The organism is Polynucleobacter sp. UB-Piko-W3 (genome assembly GCF_018881635.1).
Classification (GTDB): Bacteria; Pseudomonadota; Gammaproteobacteria; order Burkholderiales; family Burkholderiaceae; genus Polynucleobacter.
This window is the reverse complement of record NZ_JACVPY010000002.1, coordinates 799,501-820,078: the sequence shown is the minus strand read 5'-3', so window position 1 is coordinate 820,078 and position 20,578 is coordinate 799,501. Positions and strand designations below refer to the sequence as shown.

22 protein-coding genes are annotated in these 20,578 nt (G+C 45.7%); 18 read left to right on the top strand and 4 right to left on the bottom strand.

Translation table 11 applies throughout. The features are described from left to right. Window positions 1–10 precede the first annotated feature (10 nt). The 11 genes from ICN31_RS04475 to ICN31_RS04425 all read left to right on the top strand — a co-directional run bounded on the left by ICN31_RS04475 (window position 11) and on the right by ICN31_RS04425 (window position 10,963). Entirely contained in the window at window positions 11–2,209 is a 2,199-nt protein-coding gene (locus tag ICN31_RS04475; protein ID WP_216258964.1) for a carbohydrate-binding protein, read from the top strand. Between the two features lie 8 nt (window positions 2,210–2,217). Next, window positions 2,218–2,457 (top strand): hypothetical protein, encoded by a 240-nt coding sequence (locus ICN31_RS04470; RefSeq protein WP_216258962.1) that lies wholly within the window; start codon window positions 2,218–2,220, stop codon window positions 2,455–2,457. Between the two features lie 2 nt (window positions 2,458–2,459). After that, complete coding sequence (locus ICN31_RS04465) at window positions 2,460–2,906, top strand: hypothetical protein (protein WP_216258961.1); 447 nt, start codon at window positions 2,460–2,462, stop codon at window positions 2,904–2,906. Between the two features lie 9 nt (window positions 2,907–2,915). Beyond that, the gene (locus ICN31_RS04460) at window positions 2,916–3,398 is read left to right on the top strand and encodes a hypothetical protein (protein ID WP_216258958.1); all 483 of its coding nucleotides are present in this window, start codon (window positions 2,916–2,918) and stop codon (window positions 3,396–3,398) included. Then, window positions 3,395–3,838 carry a lysozyme gene (locus tag ICN31_RS04455; protein WP_216258956.1) on the top strand — a complete coding sequence of 148 codons (444 nt, stop codon included), beginning with the start codon at window positions 3,395–3,397 and terminating at the stop codon, window positions 3,836–3,838. The genes ICN31_RS04460 and ICN31_RS04455 overlap by 4 nt, the downstream gene beginning before the upstream one ends. A 323-nt stretch (window positions 3,839–4,161) precedes the next feature. Continuing rightward, window positions 4,162–5,325, top strand: coding sequence for an ABC transporter permease (locus tag ICN31_RS04450; protein WP_216258954.1), 1,164 nt, complete (start codon window positions 4,162–4,164; stop codon window positions 5,323–5,325). Further along, window positions 5,325–6,101 (top strand): ABC transporter ATP-binding protein, encoded by a 777-nt coding sequence (locus tag ICN31_RS04445; protein WP_088525924.1) that lies wholly within the window; start codon window positions 5,325–5,327, stop codon window positions 6,099–6,101. Before ICN31_RS04450 ends, ICN31_RS04445 begins: the two co-directional genes overlap by 1 nt. After that, complete coding sequence (locus ICN31_RS04440; RefSeq protein WP_088525923.1) at window positions 6,098–7,030, top strand: MlaD family protein; 933 nt, start codon at window positions 6,098–6,100, stop codon at window positions 7,028–7,030. The genes ICN31_RS04445 and ICN31_RS04440 overlap by 4 nt, the downstream gene beginning before the upstream one ends. Continuing rightward, on the top strand, window positions 7,027–7,653 hold the full coding sequence (locus tag ICN31_RS04435) for a membrane integrity-associated transporter subunit PqiC (protein ID WP_216258951.1): 627 nt from the start codon (window positions 7,027–7,029) through the stop codon (window positions 7,651–7,653). The genes ICN31_RS04440 and ICN31_RS04435 overlap by 4 nt, the downstream gene beginning before the upstream one ends. Before the next feature lie 44 nt (window positions 7,654–7,697). Continuing rightward, window positions 7,698–8,483 (top strand): SDR family oxidoreductase, encoded by a 786-nt coding sequence (locus tag ICN31_RS04430; RefSeq protein WP_216258949.1) that lies wholly within the window; start codon window positions 7,698–7,700, stop codon window positions 8,481–8,483. An 11-nt stretch (window positions 8,484–8,494) separates the two neighbouring features. After that, entirely contained in the window at window positions 8,495–10,963 is a 2,469-nt protein-coding gene (locus ICN31_RS04425; protein WP_370624269.1) for an ABC transporter permease, read from the top strand. Here ICN31_RS04425 and ICN31_RS04420 read toward each other — a convergent pair. Genes ICN31_RS04420 through ICN31_RS04405 form a run of 4 tightly spaced genes read right to left on the bottom strand, consistent with a single transcriptional unit; the run spans window position 10,946 to window position 13,169 of the window. Beyond that, window positions 10,946–11,482 (bottom strand): RDD family protein, encoded by a 537-nt coding sequence (locus ICN31_RS04420; RefSeq protein WP_216258945.1) that lies wholly within the window; start codon window positions 11,480–11,482, stop codon window positions 10,946–10,948. The two genes, ICN31_RS04425 and ICN31_RS04420, sit on opposite strands and share 18 nt — an antisense overlap. A gap of 27 nt (window positions 11,483–11,509) precedes the next feature. Next, window positions 11,510–12,127 (bottom strand): DUF3106 domain-containing protein, encoded by a 618-nt coding sequence (locus tag ICN31_RS04415; protein ID WP_216258943.1) that lies wholly within the window; start codon window positions 12,125–12,127, stop codon window positions 11,510–11,512. Between the two features lie 14 nt (window positions 12,128–12,141). After that, the gene (locus tag ICN31_RS04410) at window positions 12,142–12,603 is read right to left on the bottom strand and encodes a DUF3619 family protein (RefSeq protein ID WP_216258940.1); all 462 of its coding nucleotides are present in this window, start codon (window positions 12,601–12,603) and stop codon (window positions 12,142–12,144) included. Then, on the bottom strand, window positions 12,600–13,169 hold the full coding sequence (locus tag ICN31_RS04405; protein WP_216258938.1) for an RNA polymerase sigma factor: 570 nt from the start codon (window positions 13,167–13,169) through the stop codon (window positions 12,600–12,602). Before ICN31_RS04405 ends, ICN31_RS04410 begins: the two co-directional genes overlap by 4 nt. A gap of 192 nt (window positions 13,170–13,361) precedes the next feature. On the opposite strand from ICN31_RS04405, the gene ICN31_RS04400 reads away from it, so the two are divergent. The 7 genes from ICN31_RS04400 (at window position 13,362) to rpsO (ending at window position 20,541) form a co-directional block, all read left to right on the top strand. Further along, the gene (locus tag ICN31_RS04400) at window positions 13,362–15,149 is read left to right on the top strand and encodes an acetolactate synthase 3 catalytic subunit (RefSeq protein WP_216258936.1); all 1,788 of its coding nucleotides are present in this window, start codon (window positions 13,362–13,364) and stop codon (window positions 15,147–15,149) included. Beyond that, window positions 15,149–15,640, top strand: coding sequence for an acetolactate synthase small subunit (gene ilvN, locus ICN31_RS04395; RefSeq protein ID WP_088525914.1), 492 nt, complete (start codon window positions 15,149–15,151; stop codon window positions 15,638–15,640). Before ICN31_RS04400 ends, ilvN begins: the two co-directional genes overlap by 1 nt. 56 nt (window positions 15,641–15,696) lie before the next feature. After that, window positions 15,697–16,713 carry a ketol-acid reductoisomerase gene (ilvC, locus tag ICN31_RS04390; protein ID WP_216258933.1) on the top strand — a complete coding sequence of 339 codons (1,017 nt, stop codon included), beginning with the start codon at window positions 15,697–15,699 and terminating at the stop codon, window positions 16,711–16,713. Window positions 16,714–16,755: 42 nt separating this feature from the next. Continuing rightward, window positions 16,756–17,403: a phosphatidylserine decarboxylase gene (locus ICN31_RS04385; RefSeq protein WP_216258932.1), complete on the top strand. Its 648-nt coding sequence runs from the start codon at window positions 16,756–16,758 to the stop codon at window positions 17,401–17,403. Between the two features lie 26 nt (window positions 17,404–17,429). Further along, entirely contained in the window at window positions 17,430–18,293 is an 864-nt protein-coding gene (gene pssA, locus ICN31_RS04380; RefSeq protein ID WP_216258930.1) for a CDP-diacylglycerol--serine O-phosphatidyltransferase, read from the top strand. A gap of 229 nt (window positions 18,294–18,522) precedes the next feature. Then, the gene (locus ICN31_RS04375; RefSeq protein ID WP_216258928.1) at window positions 18,523–20,070 is read left to right on the top strand and encodes a 2-isopropylmalate synthase; all 1,548 of its coding nucleotides are present in this window, start codon (window positions 18,523–18,525) and stop codon (window positions 20,068–20,070) included. A gap of 201 nt (window positions 20,071–20,271) precedes the next feature. Further along, on the top strand, window positions 20,272–20,541 hold the full coding sequence (gene rpsO / locus ICN31_RS04370) for a 30S ribosomal protein S15 (protein ID WP_068948469.1): 270 nt from the start codon (window positions 20,272–20,274) through the stop codon (window positions 20,539–20,541). Window positions 20,542–20,578: the final 37 nt, after the last annotated feature.

Here is a 20,578-nt window from a genome sequence, read left to right as displayed (position 1 = left end):
GGAATTTCACATGGCAATCGTCGCTATAGCAACATTAACCTACGCAAGTGGCGGTACTTCGGGAACGAATACCATCACCTTTACCAATGTCACCAATGTGGCTCTTGGTCAAATTATTGCGGGTACTGGGGTATCTACTTTAACGAATTGTTATGTAGTCAATATCACCGGCAACACGCTGACGCTTTCAAGTAACTTGGCTGCTAATGCTGCTGGTACTTATTACACCTACGCCACATCAGCAACGCAAACAGGCACAAACATTTTGCTTGGGAAGATTGCGTTTACTTGGAAGGGTACATATGCAGCTGGTACGACCTATGCTCGTCAAGACGTCGTAATCTATAACGGCAGTAGCTATGTCTGTTTGCAAGACAGCACCTTAGGTCAAACACCAGCAAACCTAACAGCTTATTGGCAATTGTTTGCCCAAGGCGTAGGAAGTGTTTCTGCGAATGCTGGTGAAGTTATCTATAACAACGGTAGTGGTCTTGTGGCATTACCAGCGGGAACTGCTGGTCAGGTACTGACAATTAATGCATCAGGCTTCCCATCATGGGCTGCACCTGATATTCGCTCGGCAACAAAAGTTAAGGCACTCGTATCAAACGGCATGGGTCAGCAAGCCAGCATGTATCGTCACAACTATGTGATCATGAACGATAACAGCGTGAAGATGTGGGGCTGGAACGGAAACTATTGCCTTGGTGAAGGGACGACAAACTCTCGTTCCTATCCCGGTCGAGTTGCTTTCCCGCCAACTTTCCCCGGTGCTTTAAAAATTTGGGGAAATTTTCAATATAACGGTATTTGTATTGATACCACCGGTCAACTTTGGACTTGGGGTTACAACACCGAAGGTCAATGCGGTAATGGAACAACTACAGTTGTTACCGTTCCATACAATGCAAGTGCCAATGCCAGCAACTCCATTTATGGCAAGATAGTTGTCGAGGTTGCTGTTGGAGTGGGTAATCAAACCGGTAATTGCATTACTGTCCTTTGTTCTGATGGAACAGTTCATTGCACTGGTTATAACCCATACGGTCAAATTGGCGATGGTTCAACCACCAATAAAACCAACTTTGTACAAAACTCTGTTTTGTCAAACGTCATCAAGATTGCTCAAACACGAGAGCTTTACACCGCAGTTGCAGCTGTTACATCTACTGGTGCTTTGTACACTTGGGGTTATAACGGTGACGGTCAATTGGGTAATGGAACAACAACCAACTCCACTATTGCCGGTACACGTTCACTTGGTGCATTAGCAAGTAAATTTATTTACGACATTAGTGGCGGTTATATGAGTTTCCACTCATTGGCTCGTAGTACAGCAACTACCGCAACTGCAACATACTCAAGCGGTGGAGCAAGTGGGGCGACAACCATTACCATGACATCTGTTACTGGCGTTGTGGTCAACCAAATTGTTACCGGTACTGGTATTCCGGCTTTAACTACTGCCAACATTACTGGTGGTGCTTTTGTTCCCGGTATCAAACCAACTCGTGTAGTGTCGATTGTTGGTAACGTCGTGACACTTTCCAATGCACTAACTGCGCAAGCTGCCGGTACTTATAACTTCTATCAAGCTGGTCATTCAGCGGCATGGGGTGGAGGTAACGTAACATATGGTTGCTTTGGTGATGGTACGTTTGTTGACTCTTCAACTCCAGTAGTTGTGTTCAGCGGAGACAACAATCCTGTTGAAGAAATTTATTCTCCAAACTATGACTATCCAGTATCGTTCTGCCGCAAAGCAGACAACACTTGGTATGTAGCGGGTGCTGGAAACTATGGTGCAAACCTTGATTCAACCAACTCACATCGTTCAAGCTGGGTGCAGATTTTACCAACTGGTGTAACCACATCAAACTACATTACAAAAGTAGTGAAGTCAGGTACTGGTTCGTACAACTGGATGGCTGCACTTGATAAGAATGGTGCTGTTTACACATGGGGCTATAACGGCAACGGTGCGCTTGGCATAGGTAATACAACCAATCAACAGAATGGAACAATTGTTAAACCTCCTATTAGCATTCGCAAGGTTGTTGACATCCAAACACATTCCTCCGGTTCTGAACAAAACTTGGTCATGCTGATGGATGATGGTCAATTGTGGATTACTGGCTATGCCGGTAGCTATTCCAATACCGATGACCGCGCACAGAACTTTTATACACCACAGCCGGTAATTTTCTAAGGACTGTGATGAGAAAAACACCAATCACTAAGGAAGTTAAGTCTATGCCGACGGCAAAAGATATTGAATACAAACTCACCATGCATGAAGCGGTCTGTGCTGAGCGGTACCTAAACATTGAATCTTCATTCAAATCATCTAATGCACGCCTAAAAAGAATCGAAACCTTATTGATTGCCGCAGCTGGTGGTGTCGTTGCCTCGATGGGGACGGTGATTGCCATGCTGTTTCACATTATCGCGAAATAACGATGCCCAATGAATTTGCTTTTGTTGCTAAACAAGCCATCAGCGGAATACGTGAAGGGCTTGATGCTGGAAAAGAGGCAGAACAGCTTGTTCAAGATGTAGATAAGTTTGTCACTTCAGAAGCTCAGGCTCGAGCGGCAATGCGCCGTAAAGCCCAAGTAGTTAAGGGTGACATTACTTTTGTTAACGCAGTTGATGAGTGGCGAAGGTTAAAAGAAATCCATGATATGGAGCAGCAATTAAAAGCTGAAATCACCAAAAAGCATGGAGCTGCTGAGTGGGAAAAGATTGAAGTGATTAAAGCCCGACTATTAAAAGAGGCTAACGAGAACAAGGATGCATTTGGGAGGGACGTTAAGGAGATGCGGCTTTTGTTTTGGAAGTGCATGCTTGCTGCATTTCTTGTGATGTGCGTGTTTTACAAGGGCGGGATAACCCATTGGTTTTAAGGATTTGAAATGCTGACATTAATTTCTACGTTGTTGTCATTTGGTATGGGCGGTTTACCTAAACTGCTGGAGTTCTTTCAGGACAAAAGCGACAAAAAACATGAGCTGGAATTAGCCCAATTACAGATGCAACAGCAGCTCGCCATGGCTCAACAGGGCTATCAATCTCAAGAGCGGGTTGAGGAAATCCGTACAGATCAGGTAGCGATGACTACCCAAGTCCAAGAAAGGGAGGCACTTTATGCCCACGATATTGCGATTGGTCAGGGAGCTAGTCTGTGGGTTATTAACGCCCGCGCTATGGTTCGCCCTTCTATTACTTATGGCATGTTCTTGCTACTTGTTTTCGTTGATGTGTTTGGCTTTTGGTACGCATGGCATACCGAAGTGCCATTTGATACTGCTCTAAACCAGCTTTGGGATGACGACTCCAAGCAGATTTTTGCCTCAGTTATTGCCTTTTGGTTTGGCACACAATCATTTAAAAAATGAGGGTCAGCGACCTAGCCATTCAGGCTATCCGTCACCACGAGGGTGTTCGGCTGAAGCCATACCAAGACGCTATTGGTCTTTGGACGGTTGGGGTGGGGCACTTAATTGGGGACGGCAAGACCTTGCCGGAGGACTGGAATCGTGCATTTACTAGCCAAGAAGTTGATGAAATTCTTAGGAAAGACCTTGGTCGCTTTGAAGCTGGGGTGGAGCGACTATGTCCTGATGGGCTTACTCAGCCTCGCTTTGATGCGCTCGTTTCAATCAGTTTTAACTTTGGGCTAGGGACGCTCCAGCGGTCAAGTATTCGGATGAAACACAACCGCGGTGACTTTGATGGAGCTGCCGACGCTTTCCTTTTGTACAACAAAGCTGGTGGGAAAATTCTTAAAGGGTTGGTCACTCGCCGTCAGGATGAACGCGCTTTGTATTTGTCCTAATTTTGGTAGCTAATCACATGCGATATCAATTCTGACGATTTAATTAAATCAAATACTTACAAGATATAGACGTATAAATTTATCGCATGGTTTGACTTAAACAACCTCTTGATTCATATAGGTATTTATGCGTTCAGATGTAATGCCTACGAACCAAGGGGTCGTGGGTTCAATTCCTGCCAGCCGCACCATCTCATTGAGGGCCTAGTTGAAAAACTGGGCCCTTTTCATATTCATCAAGCCATCACCAGCATCCCTTATAGTTGGGATAAGATCATTTCAAGTTCTGCTAAATAACCCTAATAAAACCCTTTTTGCTGACAATGCCCACCAAAATAGACAGCCCCAGCGCTGATACTTCCATTGCGAAGTGGGTAGCGGTCGACTCGGCTACAGCAAAAATTGTGATTACTGGCAAAGTGGATGTCTATTCACTGGCAAATACATGGACCCAAATACGGTCTGCGCAAGACGAGTGGCTAAAGAAACCAGGAAGCCATTCCTTAACATTTGATGCTTCTGGTATTTCTTCATTGGATGGCTCAGGTATTGCTTTTTTAATTGACCTAGAAGAGGCCCAAAAAAAAGCTGGCGGCACATTTTCAGTAGTAGGATTAGATTCCCGATATCAGCCGTTGCTAAAAGAATTTGATCCCATCTCAAATTTATTCCCAGTTCCCGTAGTCAGCCCCAAAAGAGGTTTTGTAGTTAGCACTGGAATGGCGGCGCAAAATTTAATCGATGATGCAAAAGGCTTAATCACATTTACCGGACATCTGTCTGCAGATTTGATTTGGTCAGTGCGCAATGTCAAACAAGTGCGTTGGAGCGATTTTGTTAATGCAGCTGTTCAGGCGGGTATTGCTGCCTTACCCATTGTTGGTCTGGTGTCCTTCTTAATTGGCGTCATCTTATCTTTTCAAGCAGCTATTGGTATGAAACAGTTCGGCGCCGTTTCTTTTGTTGGTCCTATAGCGGCCCTCGGTATTGTGCGTGAGATGGGGCCTCTCGTCACGGCTATCTTGCTTGCTGGTCGCTCATCAGCAGCATTTGCTGCTGAGATTGGTACGATGACCGTGAATAGTGAAGTCGATGCTTTAGTGAGCGGTGGCCTAAGCCCAATTCGCTTCTTGGTGGTGCCTCGCGTCCTCGCCGGAATTTTGGTCATGCCGGTGTTAACTTTGTATGCTGACATCGTGAGCATTTTCGCCTCGATGATCACCATGCTGGCATACGACATTCCATTCATTAATTTTTGGAACGGGATGCTGCAGATAGTCACGATTGAAGATATTGGCTCTGGACTGATCAAGGCCACCTTATTTGGAGTCGTAATTTCTGCCGTTGGATGTTTACGCGGCATGCAAACGGGCACTGGTGCGGCGGCAGTGGGTATATCAGCTACGCGTGCAGTTGTGAGTAGTATTGTCTTGATCGTCCTGGTAGACGGTGTCTTTGCTTATATTTCTTATAAGACAGGGTTCTGATGAGCGCAATAAACAATACCGGCCCTGCGATTGAGGTACAAAACCTGACGGTAGGCTATGGCTCAACCGTACTGATGCAGAACCTTAATTTCACGGTGAATAATGGTGAAATATTTGTGATCTTGGGTGGCTCTGGTTGTGGTAAATCGAGTTTGCTGAAAAATCTCTTTGGCTTGTATCAACCTTTAGCCGGCGATGTGCTGATAGAGGGCCAAAACATTACAAGGGCGCAGGGGGCTGATCGTCAAAGAATTATGACCAGCTTTGGGGTGATGTATCAGCAGGGTGCCTTATTTGGCTCTATGAATCTGTTAGATAACGTGACATTATTTATGCAGGAATACACCCAACTTACCGATGATCAGATGAATCTGCTGGCTCGCTGTAAGCTCGATCTCGTTGGTTTATTACCTTACGAGTCTTACATGCCTAGTGAAATTAGCGGCGGTATGCAAAAGCGTGCAGCCATTGCCAGGGCTATGGCCTTAGATCCAAAAATTCTCTTCTTAGATGAGCCTTCAGCTGGTTTAGACCCCATTACTTCTGCTGATTTAGATAGCACTATTCAAGACTTATCTAGAAATTTAGGTATTACTTTCGTGATTGTGTCGCATGAGCTGGCGAGTATTTATGCAATAGCAGATAAAGTCATTATGTTAGACAAGGGCGCCAAAGGCATGATCGCCGAGGGTGACCCAAAGGTGTTGAGGGATACCAGCAAAGATCCTCGAGTACATCAATTTTTTAATCGCATTATGAGTAAGGACGCAGCATGAGCAATAACTCAAATCCTAATTATTTCCGTCTCGGTGTGTTTGTGCTCGCTGCAATCGGAGTTTTAGTTGCCGTCATTCTCATATTCGGTTCCGGGCAACTCTTTAAGAAATCCTTTATGGTGGAAACCTACCTAAAGCAATCAGTTACCGGATTGGATACTGGGGCTGCAGTGCGCTTTAGGGGTGTAAAGATTGGTCAAGTCACTTTGGTTGGGCTCTCTGGTGATATCTACGAGAAAGATGTTCCATTTGAGAAACGTCTTCAGTACGTAGTAATTCGTATGCAAATCTTTGGTGACAAGGTAACTGAGGACCAAATTGCAGAGTTTGCTAAAAATAATTTACGCGCCCGTGTCAGGTCGATGGGTATTACAGGCGTTAATTATGTTGAGTTTGATTTCTCAAATGCGCCTTCTGACTATAGTCCGCTCTCCTATAGCTGGAAGCCGGCAGATCCTGTTATTCCATCCCTCCCAAATCAAGCTGACGAAATTATTTCTGGAATGCAAAAATTTGTTTCTACGCTAAATCATGCAGACTTTGAAGGCACTCAGAAAAAGTTCGACTCACTATTAGTTAATCTAAATACACTGATGGCAGGTGATGGTAAGGGTAACGAAGGTCTTGTCCGGTCTGTTCAATCCTTAAACGTCATCATCGAGCGGATTGCTAAAGTGACCGATAAGGATGAGCTCAATATTTTGATGCGTGAATTGATTGGCACAATTGTGTCATTGCGTCAAACTGTGGCGAGTATTCAGGGGGATACAGGTGCGACGATTGAAAATCTCAAGCAAACTACTGAGAATCTCAATGAATTTAGTCGTATAGCTAGCCAATCTCCATCGAGCTTGATATGGGGTGAGCCTCCGCCGAAAATCGTGCTACCAATGAATGGCACGCAAGGACAATCTGGAGTCCAAAAATGATGAAGCGCATTCTGATAACTACCCTAGTCTTGAGCCTATTTGCCTGCTCACTACCAACCCGCGCCCCCGTGACTCCAGCCAGTTATATGATCAATCCTGAGCGCAGTGGCCCACCTTTGAAGAATCGCACAAGCTATTGGCTTAAGATTGGCCCTGTTTCTGTAGCTGCACCATACGATGGGAGATCTTTGGTGTATCGCTTAGGCGACCAGCGTTTTGAAAAAGATTTTTATAACGTCTATACAGCGCTACCTGCCGAAATGATTTCAAATGCGGAGCGCCAGTGGATTAATCAGTCTGGTATTTTCTCTGCTGCTGTAGGGCAGAGCAATACCTTCTTTCCGTATTACACCTTGCAAGCTACCGTCAATGAGTTCTATGGTGACTACCGAGTAAGACCAGAGGCAGTAGTCAGTATGGAGTTTTTCTTGACTATAGAAAATGGTGGCAAGGTCAATCCTATGATTGGTAGTAATCGCTATACCAAGCGGATTACGCTCAAAGACAATACGCCTGCGGCATTAGTATTGGGTCAGCAGCAGGCTCTTGCTGAGATCTTTAAGGAGTATGAGGTTCAGCTCGATAAATATGCTGCTAATCTGCCTAAGCCCTTAGGGCATTAAGATTAAGATAAGCAGTATCTATCAATAGCAGTTTAGGAGATGATATGGATTTAGGAATCAAAGGCAAAGTCGCATTGGTCATGGCATCTAGCCGTGGTTTGGGTCAAGCAATGGCGGTCTCATTGGCGCGAGAGGGCGTCAAGGTTGCTGTTACTGGCCGTAGTCCAGAGGGCTTACAAAAATCAGTTGAACTGATACAAGCTGCTGGTGGTACTGCCCTAGCATTGAACTGGGATCTCTCTGATGCATCTGTAATTGATAGTCTGGTTTCGAAGGTAGAAAAAGAGCTTGGTCCAATTGATATCTTGATTAACAATACCGGTGGACCGCCGCCAACGCCCGCTGCTGGACAGGATCCTGCGCTCTGGCAAAAAAGCTTTAACGATATGGTTCTATCCCTCATTGCGATTACTGATCGTGTTTTACCTGGCATGCGTCAGCGTCAATGGGGCCGCATTATTACGAGTACTACTTCAGGTGCCATTGCCCCGATTAAAAATTTAGCGATCTCTAATACCTTGCGCGCAGCTTTACTGGCGTGGTCCAAAACATTGGCTGCAGAAGTGGCTCACGAAGGCATTACCGTGAACATCATCATGCCAGGGCGTGTCGCAACAGATCGCCTACGTCAATTGGATGAGGCAAGGGCAAAGCGTGAAAGCACTTCTTATGAAGAGGTTGTGAAGGCAAGCTTGAGGCAGATTCCGGTGGGTCGTTACGGTGACCCTAAAGAGTATGGCGATGCCGCAGCCTTTTTAGCTAGTCAAAACGCATCCTTTATTACTGGCACTGTCATGCGCATAGACGGCGGCCAGACACAGGCAATTTGAAGCAGTCCTTAGTGAGCTTCCTGCGGGGTTTAAAACAGGAGTTGCGCTCTCATGAGCTAGCCTGGTTATTTGTAGCACTCACACTTTCAGTGACTGCTTTATCTAGCGTCAGCTTCTTGGCTGACCGGATGCAAAGGGCGTTTCAGTTTGACGCTCGCCAATTGCTGGCCTCTGATGTGCTGATTGTGGCGGACCAACCATTGCCAGAGCGTTTTCTGATTGAGGCGAAAAGCAGAGATTTGCAGGTGGCGCAAACCATCGTGTTCCCCAGTATGGCAAGCGTTGGGACGCGTAGTAAGTTAGCCTCTTTGAAAGCAGTCAGTTCTCTATATCCCTTACGAGGCGCACTCCAGGTTCAGTCTAGCAATGCCACTTTGAACTCTGGGCCACCAGCAGGATCCGTTTGGATTGATCCAGTAATGTTAGCCAGTTTGCAAGCAAAGCTTGGTGATCAAATGAGTCTAGGGCAGAAGACTTTTCTGATTGCTGGTGTACTTGAACGCGAAATTGATCGTGGCGCAGGGTTTATGAACTTTGCTCCTCGCGTCATGATGTCCTTAGATGATTTACCAGCAACCGGATTGATTGGTCTTGGCAGTAGGGTGACTTATCGATTACTTCTTGCTGGGACCGACGAGCAGGTTCAGTCATATGAGAAATGGGTAAAGAACTATATCGATTCTGAAGGCTTGCGCGGTTTACGGATTGAGACTTTAGAAAATGCCCAGCCTGTGATGCGAAAGACCTTGGAGCGAGCTGAGCGTTTCCTATCTTTAATAGCGGTCTTAACGGCTATGGTTGCCGCCGTAGCGATTGCCTTGTCGGCGCGCCGTTACTCACTCAAACAAGCCGATGGTTGCGCAGTTCTCAAATGCTTTGGCGCTACTTCAACCATCATTCTGAAAAAACAAATCACCACGATTCTCAGTTTAGGGATCTTTGCTGCCGCCTTAGGCTCAGCTTTTGGCTATTTGGTGCAATTGGCGCTCACTTTCTTATTAGGTAATTTAATTTTGACGAGCTTGCCTAGTGTGTCAATCTGGCCGATTGTGTGGAGCTCGCTCTTTGCTTGGTTTTTATTGATTGGCTTTGCTGGGCCACCGCTATTTGCATTGGTCCAGGTGTCGCCGATACGACTCATTCGTAAAGAGTTTGAAGGTATCAATCGTTCTTCTATTTGGGTTGCTATTTGTGGCTTAGGTACTGCTGCGACTTTAATTGCGCTTGCAGCAAGAGATTGGAAGTTAGCATTTTGGGCGGCCCTGAGTTTTGGTAGTGCGATCGTTGTTTTTTCTGGAATTTCTTGGCTAGTATTAAAACTTCTCGCCCGAATTCAGACTAAGAATTTTGCTATTCGTTTTGCAATCACCGTACAAAGTAGGCGTTCTGGCTTTGCAGTGATGCAAATCACCTCGCTAGGCATTGCCTTAATGGCGCTATTGATGATCTTGTTATTACGGCAAGACCTGCTCAATACATGGCAGGGCAACATCCCAGCAGATGCGCCTAATCGCTTCATGATTAATGTGCAGGGTGAGCAAAAAGCAGATATTACTCAGTCGCTCGTGAATGCTGGTGTGCCAACACCAGAATTTTATCCGATGGTACGAGGACGTTTGACTGCAATCAATGAGCGCAATATTTCTCCTAATGACTTCGTGGAAGATAACGCCAAGCGCTTAGTAGATCGGGAATTTAATCTCTCCTATACCGATCAGTTGCCAGCAGGTAACCGCATTACTGAGGGTAAATGGATCATTGGTGATAGCCCGCAAATCTCCATGGAAATCGGCATCGCTAAAAACTTAAAGCTCAAGATGGGTGATCAACTCACTTTTGAGGTGGCAGGCGAGAAAATTACTGCGCCCATTACTTCACTGCGTAAATTGGATTGGGGATCGATGCGGGTCAATTTCTTTGTGATCATGCCGCCTTCCCAATTAAGTACCTTGCCACATTCTTGGATTACTTCCTACTATCAAGCCCCAGAGCAAGAGGCTCTTGATTTTAGGGTGAGTCAAGCTTATCCCAACCTCACGGTCGTCGATGTATCAGCTTCTTTAAAGCAGATACAAGATGTCTTGAATAAACTCTCTGCTGCATTGGGCTTATTGTTTGCATTTACGATTGCTGCAGCAGTGTTAGTGCTTATAGCTGCAATTTCTGCCACTCAAGATGAGCGCTTTAGAAATGCTGCATTGTTAAAGGCAATAGGCGCATCGCGAAGCACATTGGCGAGCATTGCTCGCGTTGAGCTACTGGTTATTGGTTTGGTTGCTGGCACCTTAGCTGGGCTTGCAGCCGGAGCAGCTGCCTGGGCCTTAGGGCGCTACGTCATGGAGATTGAATTTAATGCCTTTGCACAGGCGATCTTTATGGGAATTATTTTTGGTGTCATTGCCTGCCTAGCTGCAGGCTATCGCTTTGGTCAAAAAATTCAGGGTGCTACTGCGATTGAATGCTTAAGAGAGAGTTACTGAGTTTTTAGGTAGTTCCACGAGGCGAGTGCCTGCAAAACGATCGCTTAAAGCCTGGCGTTGCTTCGGATCTTTGCGGTCTAAATAAATCGTGAGCGGCCAAAAAAAGAGGGCTACTGCAAAGAGCATTTCAATAATGTGCCATTGCTCTAAATGAAAAGCCCACTGCAATAGAACACAAGGTATGACCCAGAGAGAGCCGTAAAGATAGCGCAATAGAGCTTGACGTCTTTTAAGGGTGCGACCCTGTTGATCAATCATACGAATGCGCCAGGTTTGCATCGCCAAGGTTTGGCCAGACTTTGTCCAATACCAAACAAAGTAAATTCCTAAGACACCATAGAGATACAAAAAGCTTAGCCAACTTGGTAAAGACACTCCAAACAAAACACCTAGAGCAAGATTGGGGACTAAAAAAGTTAGGGCAATTACTCCAAGCAGCACAAGTTGTTCATACAAGCAGCATGAAACACGGCGCCAAAATTGTGGAGAAGGTAATGCGCTGAGTTCAGCGGGAGTCATAACGCTGCTTTAGGAAAAATTAAAAATCTAATTATTAGATGAACCGCTTTCGGGAGCGGGCGGAGCTTCTGCGGTCGGTATGCTTCTGGGGTTTGGTGTAGGTGGTGGTGGAGTACCACTGAGGTTCACTGAACGTTGCTGTAGCGTAGGGGCGTTAATTGCACTGGGCTTTTTCTTGGCTTGTGCATCAACCAATTTTTTCTTTTCTTCATCACTGAGTTTTTGATAAGCAGTCCAGGCCTCTGCTTTTTTCTCGGCAGGAAACTTCAAACTACTTAAATAATTTTCACGGGCAATACGACGCTCTTTTTGAGAAAGCTTTGACCAGCTAGCCATGCGTGATTGCAAACGCTGTTGATCTTGCTCGCTCATCTTGGGGTAGATATTAACTACTTGCATCCATTTCTTGCGGCTATCGGGAGGCATGTAATCCCAATCACTTTCTAGTGGAGCCAGAATTTGTTGTTGCGAAGGCTTTAAGCTTTCCCAGGTGCCATCAGGTTTTTTTGCTGGAATCGCTGCAGTCTTACCTTCGGTAGCACTTGGTGAAGTTTGTGCTGCGGCACTAGATACGCTTGAGCCCAACACACACATTACCAGCGCTACAGAAGCGCTAGCGATGAATGACTTCGGTATACGTAACATCTAATGTTGTTAAATTATTTGCTTTGCACTGAGTCTGAAGCGCCGTTGCCAGAGTCAGATAGAGGGCCATTTTTAAGAAAGGCTAAGAAGCCACCATCTGCATAAGCATCTGGTGGGACGTCGTCGGACAAGAGTGCTGCATCTACTTCGGCGATATCGTTAATACGGGAATCATCTTGCCATTGGGCAATTCCAATGAGTCCAAAAACTAAGACCACTAGTGGGGCTATCCAGCCTACTGTGTCCCACGTTCCATTCGATCCAGTATTCCATTTGCCGGCAATGCCAGCAAATGCTGGTTTTTGAGCCAGTACTTTCTCTGTTTTTCTGACCGAAAGCGCCTTCATACGGGCAGCATGGAGACGGTCTTTAATGCCAGCGGATAGATTCTGCGTACTCTGACTCAGCAGGGCGGCGCTAGCACGACCAAATTGGTCTGCTTGGGTCTCGGTAAGTTGGTCATTAAGGTGTTTCACAGAGTAATTCCTTTTAATTTCAATGCTTTAGCTAGGGTTTGTGTGGCTCTAGAACAATGGGTTTTGACACTTCCTTCACTGCAACTCATTGCTTTAGCGGTCTCAGTAATACTTAGCTCATCCCAATAACGCATCAGGAAGGCTTCTCGTTGACGTACAGGTAATTTAGCAATTTCTGACTCCAAAGCCTGTAAAAGCTGACTCTGTTCAAGCTTTTGAGCCCCATCTTGGTGAATTTCACTGTCGTCTGGAGCTGAAAGTGACTCTAAAGGGTCAAAATCATCGTTTTCATCGGTTTTCTTACCCATGTTTGAAAACAGGGTGACCCAGGCATTTCGGACCTTTTGGCGCCTAAACCAGTCATGAATGCGGTTTTGCAAAATTCTAGTGAAAACCAGCGGAAGTTCAGCAGCTGGCCTATCGCCGTATTTTTCTGCCAACTTGATCATGGCGTCTTGAACAATGTCTAAGGCGGCGTCTTCATCACGGACGGCATAGATCGCTTGCTTAAATGCGCGCTTCTCAATGCTGCTCAGAAAATCAGATAGTTCTTGGGCTGATGCCATGCGATGAATTAGACCTGAATCCGTAAGAATTGGGCTATTTTAGGGGATTGCTATAGAATATAAGGCTTACTACCTAGATTCTCATTTACGAAGTGGTTTTTCCGGTAGCAGCGCCGTTCGAACTCGGGCCATAAGCAAGAGATAGAACAGACCAAACAATTTTTTGCCGAAAATTGCAAAGGACGAAAGAAAATGAATACAAGCAGCGCCGAATTTTTAGCTACGAAAGCTAATAAAGACTCAACAAATCCAAATGCCGTAGCAGCACCTCCAGAAATGATTGGTGCAGAGATGCTGGTGCAAGCTTTGCACAAAGAAGGAGTTGAATATGTTTGGGGTTACCCAGGCGGCTCCGTTCTCTTTATCTACGACGAAATTTTTAAACAAGACAAGTTTGAACACATTCTTGTTCGCCATGAGCAAGCAGCAGTTCATGCAGCTGATGGTTATGCGCGCGCATCCGGTAAGGTTGGCGTCGCTTTAGTCACATCTGGTCCGGGAGTAACCAATGCGGTTACTGGCATTGCAACTGCCTATACCGACTCGATCCCCATGGTGATCATCAGCGGTAACGTGCCAACCTATGCCATCGGTGAAGATGCATTTCAAGAGGCTGACACTGTTGGTATCACTCGCCCAATCGTTAAACATAACTTCTTGGTAAAAGATGTAAAAGATTTGCCATTGGTTTTGAAGAAAGCTTTTCATATTGCTCAGACTGGTCGTCCAGGTCCAGTATTGATCGACATTCCAAAAGATGTCTCTGCTGCTAAGGGCCCCTTCGTTTATCCAGAAACTTTGGAGATGCGTTCCTATAACCCAGTAGTGAAGGGGCATAGTGGCCAAATCCGTAAGGCAATCAGTTTGCTGCAAGAGGCGCAGCGTCCCTACATCTATACCGGTGGAGGTGTGATTCTGGCTGATGCAGCGCCAGAGCTCAAAGAGTTTGCTGATCTGCTGGGATATCCAGTGACTAATACCTTGATGGGTCTTGGTGGATTTCCGGGAAGTAGTCCGCAATTTGTAGGCATGCTCGGTATGCACGGCACCTATGAAGCTAATATGGCTATGCAACACAGCGATGTGTTGATTGCAATTGGTGCGCGTTTTGATGACCGTGTGATTGGTAACACCATTCACTTTGCAAGTCATCCACGCAAAATCATCCATATCGATATCGATCCTTCAGTGATTTCTAAGCGCGTCAAGGTTGATGTTCCCATTGTTGGTAACCTCAAAGAGGTGCTGCAGGAGATGACCGCACAACTCAAGGCTGCTGGTCCACGCAAGAACGGTGACAAAGTTGCCGCGTGGTGGGAGCAGATTAATGAGTGGCGTAAAAAAGATTGCTTAAAGTACGACGAAGCTTCACAGATCGTGAAGCCGCAATATGTTGTACAAAAGCTATATGAGCTAACCGGTGGTGATGCCTTCATTACCTCTGACGTAGGTCAGCATCAAATGTGGGCTGCTCAGTTCTACAAATTTGATAAGCCTCGTCGTTGGATTAACTCTGGCGGTCTTGGCACCATGGGCGTAGGCTTGCCATATGCCATGGGCATCAAAAAGGCATTCCCAGATCAGGATGTTTTCACGATCACTGGTGAAGGCTCTATTCAGATGTGTATTCAAGAGCTTTCTACTTGTAAGCAATATGACACACCAGTGAAGATTGTTTCATTGAATAACCGTTACCTAGGTATGGTTCGTCAATGGCAGGAGCTTACCTATAACAAGCGCTATTCCAGCTCATACATGGATTCTTTGCCAGACTTCGTGAAGTTGGCTGAAGCCTATGGTCACGTTGGTATGCTGATTGAGAAGAAATCAGATGTGGAGGGCGCCCTCAAGGAAGCCATCAGATTGAAAGATCGTACTGTGTTTATGGACTTCCAAACTGACCCAGAAGAAAACGTTTGGCCGATGGTTCAAGCGGGTAAGGGTATTACTGAAATGCTCTTGGGTAGTGAGGATCTTTAATGCGACACATTATTTCCATTCTGATTGAGAATGAACCAGGAGCTTTATCACGAGTAGTGGGCCTGTTCTCAGCTCGTGGTTACAACATTGAAGCTTTAAGTGTCGCGCCTACTGAAGACTCTTCTTTGTCCCGCATGACAATCGTCACCTTCGGGTCTGATGATGTGATCGAGCAAATTACCAAGCATTTAAATCGCTTAGTTGAAGTAGTGAAGGTATTTGATCTAAGTGAAGGCCCTCATATCGAGCGTGAGCTCATGATGATTAAGGTTCGAGCTGTTGGTAAAGAGCGCGAAGAGCTTAAGCGCACAACCGATATTTTCCGTGGCCGCATTATTGATGTGACAGATAAGAGCTACACCATTGAATTAACAGGTGATGGCGCTAAGTTAGATGCCTTCATTGATTCGATCGATCGTGCATCAATTCTAGAAACAGTTCGCTCAGGCGGTTCTGGTATCGGACGTGGTGAGCGCATTCTCAAGGTTTAATTTTTTAACTGATGTACTAAGTAATACACCGATATTTTTCAACACAAGGAAATAGCATGAAAGTTTTTTACGACAAAGACGCCGATTTATCCCTCGTTAAGGGTAAAAAAGTCACCATCATTGGTTATGGTTCACAAGGCCACGCACACGCATTAAACCTTAAAGACTCTGGCGTTAACGTGACTGTTGGCTTGCGCAAAGGTGGCGCATCTTGGAATAAAGCAGCTAATGCTGGTTTGACAGTAAAAGAAGTTGCTGAAGCGGTGAAGGATGCTGATATTGTCATGATGCTATTACCTGATGAGCAAATTGGTGATGTGTACGCCAAAGAAGTGCATGGCAATATTAAGCAGGGTGCTGCACTCGCTTTTGCCCATGGCTTTAACGTTCACTACGGTCAAGTTCAGCCACGCGCTGATCTCGATGTGATCATGATTGCTCCTAAGGCTCCTGGCCATACTGTTCGTGGCACCTACTCACAGGGCGGTGGCGTTCCTCATTTGATCGCTGTCTATCAAGATAAATCTGGCTCTGCACGTGATGTTGCCCTGTCCTATGCAACAGCTAACGGTGGCGGTCGTGCCGGCATCATTGAAACTAACTTCCGTGAGGAAACTGAAACCGACTTGTTCGGTGAACAGGCTGTTCTTTGTGGTGGCGCAGTTGATCTTATTAAAACGGGCTTTGAAGTATTGGTTGAAGCTGGTTATGCCCCAGAAATGGCTTACTTCGAGTGCTTGCATGAGCTTAAATTAATCGTTGACTTGATCTACGAAGGCGGTATCGCAAACATGAACTACTCCATCTCTAATAACGCTGAGTATGGTGAGTATGTGACAGGTCCGCGTATTGTGACTGCAGAAACCAAGAATGCAATGCGTCAGTGCTTAAAAGATATTCAGACTGGTGAGTATGCAAAGAGCTTTATCTTGGAAAACAAAGCAGGTGCCCCAACCTTGATGTCTCGTCGTCGCTTGAATGCTGAGCATGAAATTGAAATCGTTGGCGCTAAGTTGCGTGCGATGATGCCTTGGATTGCTAAGAACAAGTTAGTAGACCAAACTAAGAACTAAGCATCCCAATAATCGTAGCTCAAGAAAAGGCTTAGAACAAAGATGATGTATCCACATCCCATTATTGCAAAAGAAGGTTGGCCGTATTTAGCCCTAGTGGGGGCCGTGACTTTATTAGTCCACTTTCTAGGTGGGATTGGATGGTCATGGCCACTTTGGATTATCTTTATCTTTGTTCTGCAGTTTTTCCGCGATCCACAGCGTATTCCTGCAATCGGTCGTGACTTAGTGCTATCTCCAGCCGATGGTCGGATTGTCGTAGTAGAAAAAACCAATGATCCTTATGCTGGGCGTGAAGCACTCAAGATTAGCGTTTTCATGAATGTATTTAATGTTCACTCCAATCGTAGTGCTGTAAATGGTTTAGTAAAAGAGGTTCAGTATTTTCCTGGCAAGTTTGTGAATGCGGATCTGGATAAGGCCTCTACTGAGAATGAGCGAAACGCTGTCGTGATTGATGCCAATGGTCAGATAGTGACCTTGGTTCAGGTGGCTGGTTTAATTGCGCGCCGAATTCTTTGCTACATCCATGTGGGCGATCGCTTGAAGGCGGGGGAGCGCTATGGCTTCATTCGTTTTGGTTCACGGGTTGATGTTTATTTGCCACTCACTGCGCAGCCTTTAGTCAGCGTTGGCGATAAAGTGTTTGCTACCAATACGGCTTTGGCTCGTTTGCCAGGTCTAGATTAATTCGATCTCTCTTTACTAGGACTATTTTGCCAACATTTCGCCGTCGTGGACGCATCGATCGTAGTCGACTAAACCACTCCCGCTCAGATCGCTCGCTAAATGACTGGGCGAATGAAGTAGGTGAGGGTGTTGATTACGAAGTAGAAGAACTGCATCCTCCAAAACCTCGCTTGCGTAGCAAGGGAATTTATTTACTTCCGAATGCATTCACTACTGCGGCCTTGTTTTGTGGTTTCTTTGCGATCGTGAATGCGATGAACCATCAGTTTGAAGTTGCTGCGATTGCGATCTTTGCCTCTTTGGTATTAGATGGCATGGATGGCCGAGTGGCTCGTATGACCAATACCCAAAGTGCTTTTGGTGAGCAATATGACTCACTAGCCGATATGGTGTCATTTGGTGTAGCACCAGCTCTCGTGGCTTATGAGTGGGCTTTAAAAGATTTGGGTAAATGGGGCTGGTTAGCAGCATTTACTTATTGTGCTGGCGCTGCTTTGCGCTTGGCACGTTTCAATGTGAATACTGGAGTAGTTGATAAGAAATTCTTCCAAGGCTTGCCAAGTCCGGCGGCTGGCTCCTTAATGGCTGGGTTTATATGGCTAGCGGATGACAACAAGATCCCAGTGCGCGATACCGCTATTCCTTGGGTTACCTTCTTCATTGCAGTTTATGCTGGCTTAACCATGGTCTCTAATGCTCGTTTTTATAGTGGCAAAGCCTTAGATGTCCGCTACCGTGTGCCATTTGGCGTGATGGTCTTGATGATTTTGACCTTCGTACTCATCTCCTCTAATCCGCCCTTGACCTTATTCGGAGTTTTTGTCGTGTATTCGATCTCTGGCTATGTGATTTGGGCCTGGGAGCACTTCAGCGGTAGGCGTTTTAGCTAATTCTAGAATTTTCGGGTATATTGATTGCATGTTGATCAATTTCTCACCTTTAACAGGTCTCCTTCTGCTAGCACTAAGCCTAAAGCTTGGGGCGGGTAAGGCCTGAGTTGATGAGATCAAAATAATTCATTAACCACCACATACCAGCCCCAGCTAATTGCTGGGGTTTTTGTTTTTCAGATTCAAATTGACTAATTATTATTAGAGTATTCCAAACTGGAGAGTAGTGATGAGCGATAAAGTAATCATTTTTGACACCACCTTACGCGATGGTGAGCAATCCCCTGGCGCTTCAATGACCAAGGATGAAAAGGTTCGAATTGCCCGTCAATTAGAGCGTCTTAAGGTCGATGTGATTGAGGCAGGATTTGCTGCTAGCTCCGAAGGTGACTTTCAGGCTATTTCTGCAGTAGCTGCAGCCATTAAAGACTCCATCGTCTGTTCATTGGCAAGAGCCAATGAAAAAGATATTACGCGTGCGTCTGACGCCTTGAAAGCTGCCAAAGCCAAACGTATTCATGCATTCTTGGCAACTAGCCCATTGCATATGGCAGTCAAATTGCGCATGTCCCCCGAAGAGGTCTTGGAGCAATCGAAGCGCTCCATTCGCTTTGCCCGAAATTTGGCTGATGATATTGAGTTCTCCGCAGAAGATGGTTATCGCTCAGAGGTGGATTTCTTGTGCAGAGTTGTTGAAGGTGTTATTAATGAGGGTGCTACCACCATTAACATTCCGGATACGGTAGGTTATGCCACTCCAGAGTTGTATGGTGAGTTCATCAAGACCTTACGTACTCGCGTTCCTAATTCGGATAAAGCAATCTGGTCAGTGCATTGCCACAATGATTTAGGTATGGCGGTTGCCAATTCGTTGGCAGGCGTAAAAATAGGTGGAGCTCGTCAGATCGAGTGCACCATCAATGGCTTAGGTGAGCGTGCTGGTAATACAGCCTTAGAGGAGATTGTGATGTCCTTGCGAACCCGTAAGGATTATTTTGATATGGTGTGCGGCATTGATGCAAGTCAAATTGTTCCGGCGTCTAAATTGGTTTCTCAAATTACAGGCTTTGTAGTGCAGCCTAATAAAGCGGTAGTAGGTGCCAATGCTTTTGCCCACGCCTCTGGCATTCACCAGGATGGTATTTTGAAGAATCGTGAGACCTATGAAATTATGCGCGCAGAAGATGTGGGCTGGTCTACCAATAAGATTGTCTTGGGCAAGTTATCGGGTCGTAATGCTTTTAAGCAACGCTTACAAGAATTGGGCATTACGATTGAGGCTGAAAAGGAGCTCAACGAAGCATTCGCTCGTTTCAAAGCCTTAGCCGATCAAAAGTCCGAGATTTTTGATGAAGACATCATCGCCATCATGTCTGATTCTGCAGCTGCAGAAGAGGGTGAACATTATCACTTTATCTCTTTGAGCCAGCATTCTGAAACAGGTGAGCGCCCTAAGTCACGCGTTACGTTCCGCATGGGTGATAAAGAGGTGAGTTCAGAGGCTGAAGGCAATGGGCCAGTGGATGCCAGCTTAAATGCCATTGAAGGAATCGCTCAGAGCGGGGCAGAACAATTGCTCTATTCAGTCAATGCGATTACCTCTGGCACCCAATCTCAGGGTGAGGTAACAGTCCGTTTGGCTAAAGGTGGACGCATTGTGAATGGTGTTGGTACAGACCCAGACATTATTGCTGCCTCTGCTAAGGCTTATTTAGCAGCCTTAAATAAGTTGCATGATCCCAGTCAGGCCAAATTAAATGCTCAAATGACCCCATAAACCAATATAAGTCATTGATTAATATAGATAATTTTCAAAAAGCCGTCTATAAAGTGGGTTTTATTCCTATATTACTCAGATGCTTGGATCTGCTACAATTCGAGGGCTTTGATTTATAAAGCTTTTTTGTTAATTTTTGTTAATGGCGCACGACACAAATTGGGTGAAAGCTCAAGTGTTCGCAAGTAAGGAGTATTAAAAATGGCAGTTGCTGATATTAAGACGGCAGAAATCGTCAAAGAGAACGCGCGCAGCGCAAATGATACGGGTAGCCCTGAAGTTCAAGTTTCATTGCTAACAGCCCGCATCAATGAATTAACCCCCCATTTCAAGGCTAACGCTAAAGATCATCACAGCCGTCGTGGCTTGTTGAAGATGGTTTCACGTCGCCGTCGCCTCTTGGATTACCTCAAGGGCAAAGATTTGGATCGCTACCGCGCACTCATCGACAAATTAGGTCTGCGTAAGTAATTTTTATCGGTATGCAATGCCATCTTTCTTAGGGTTG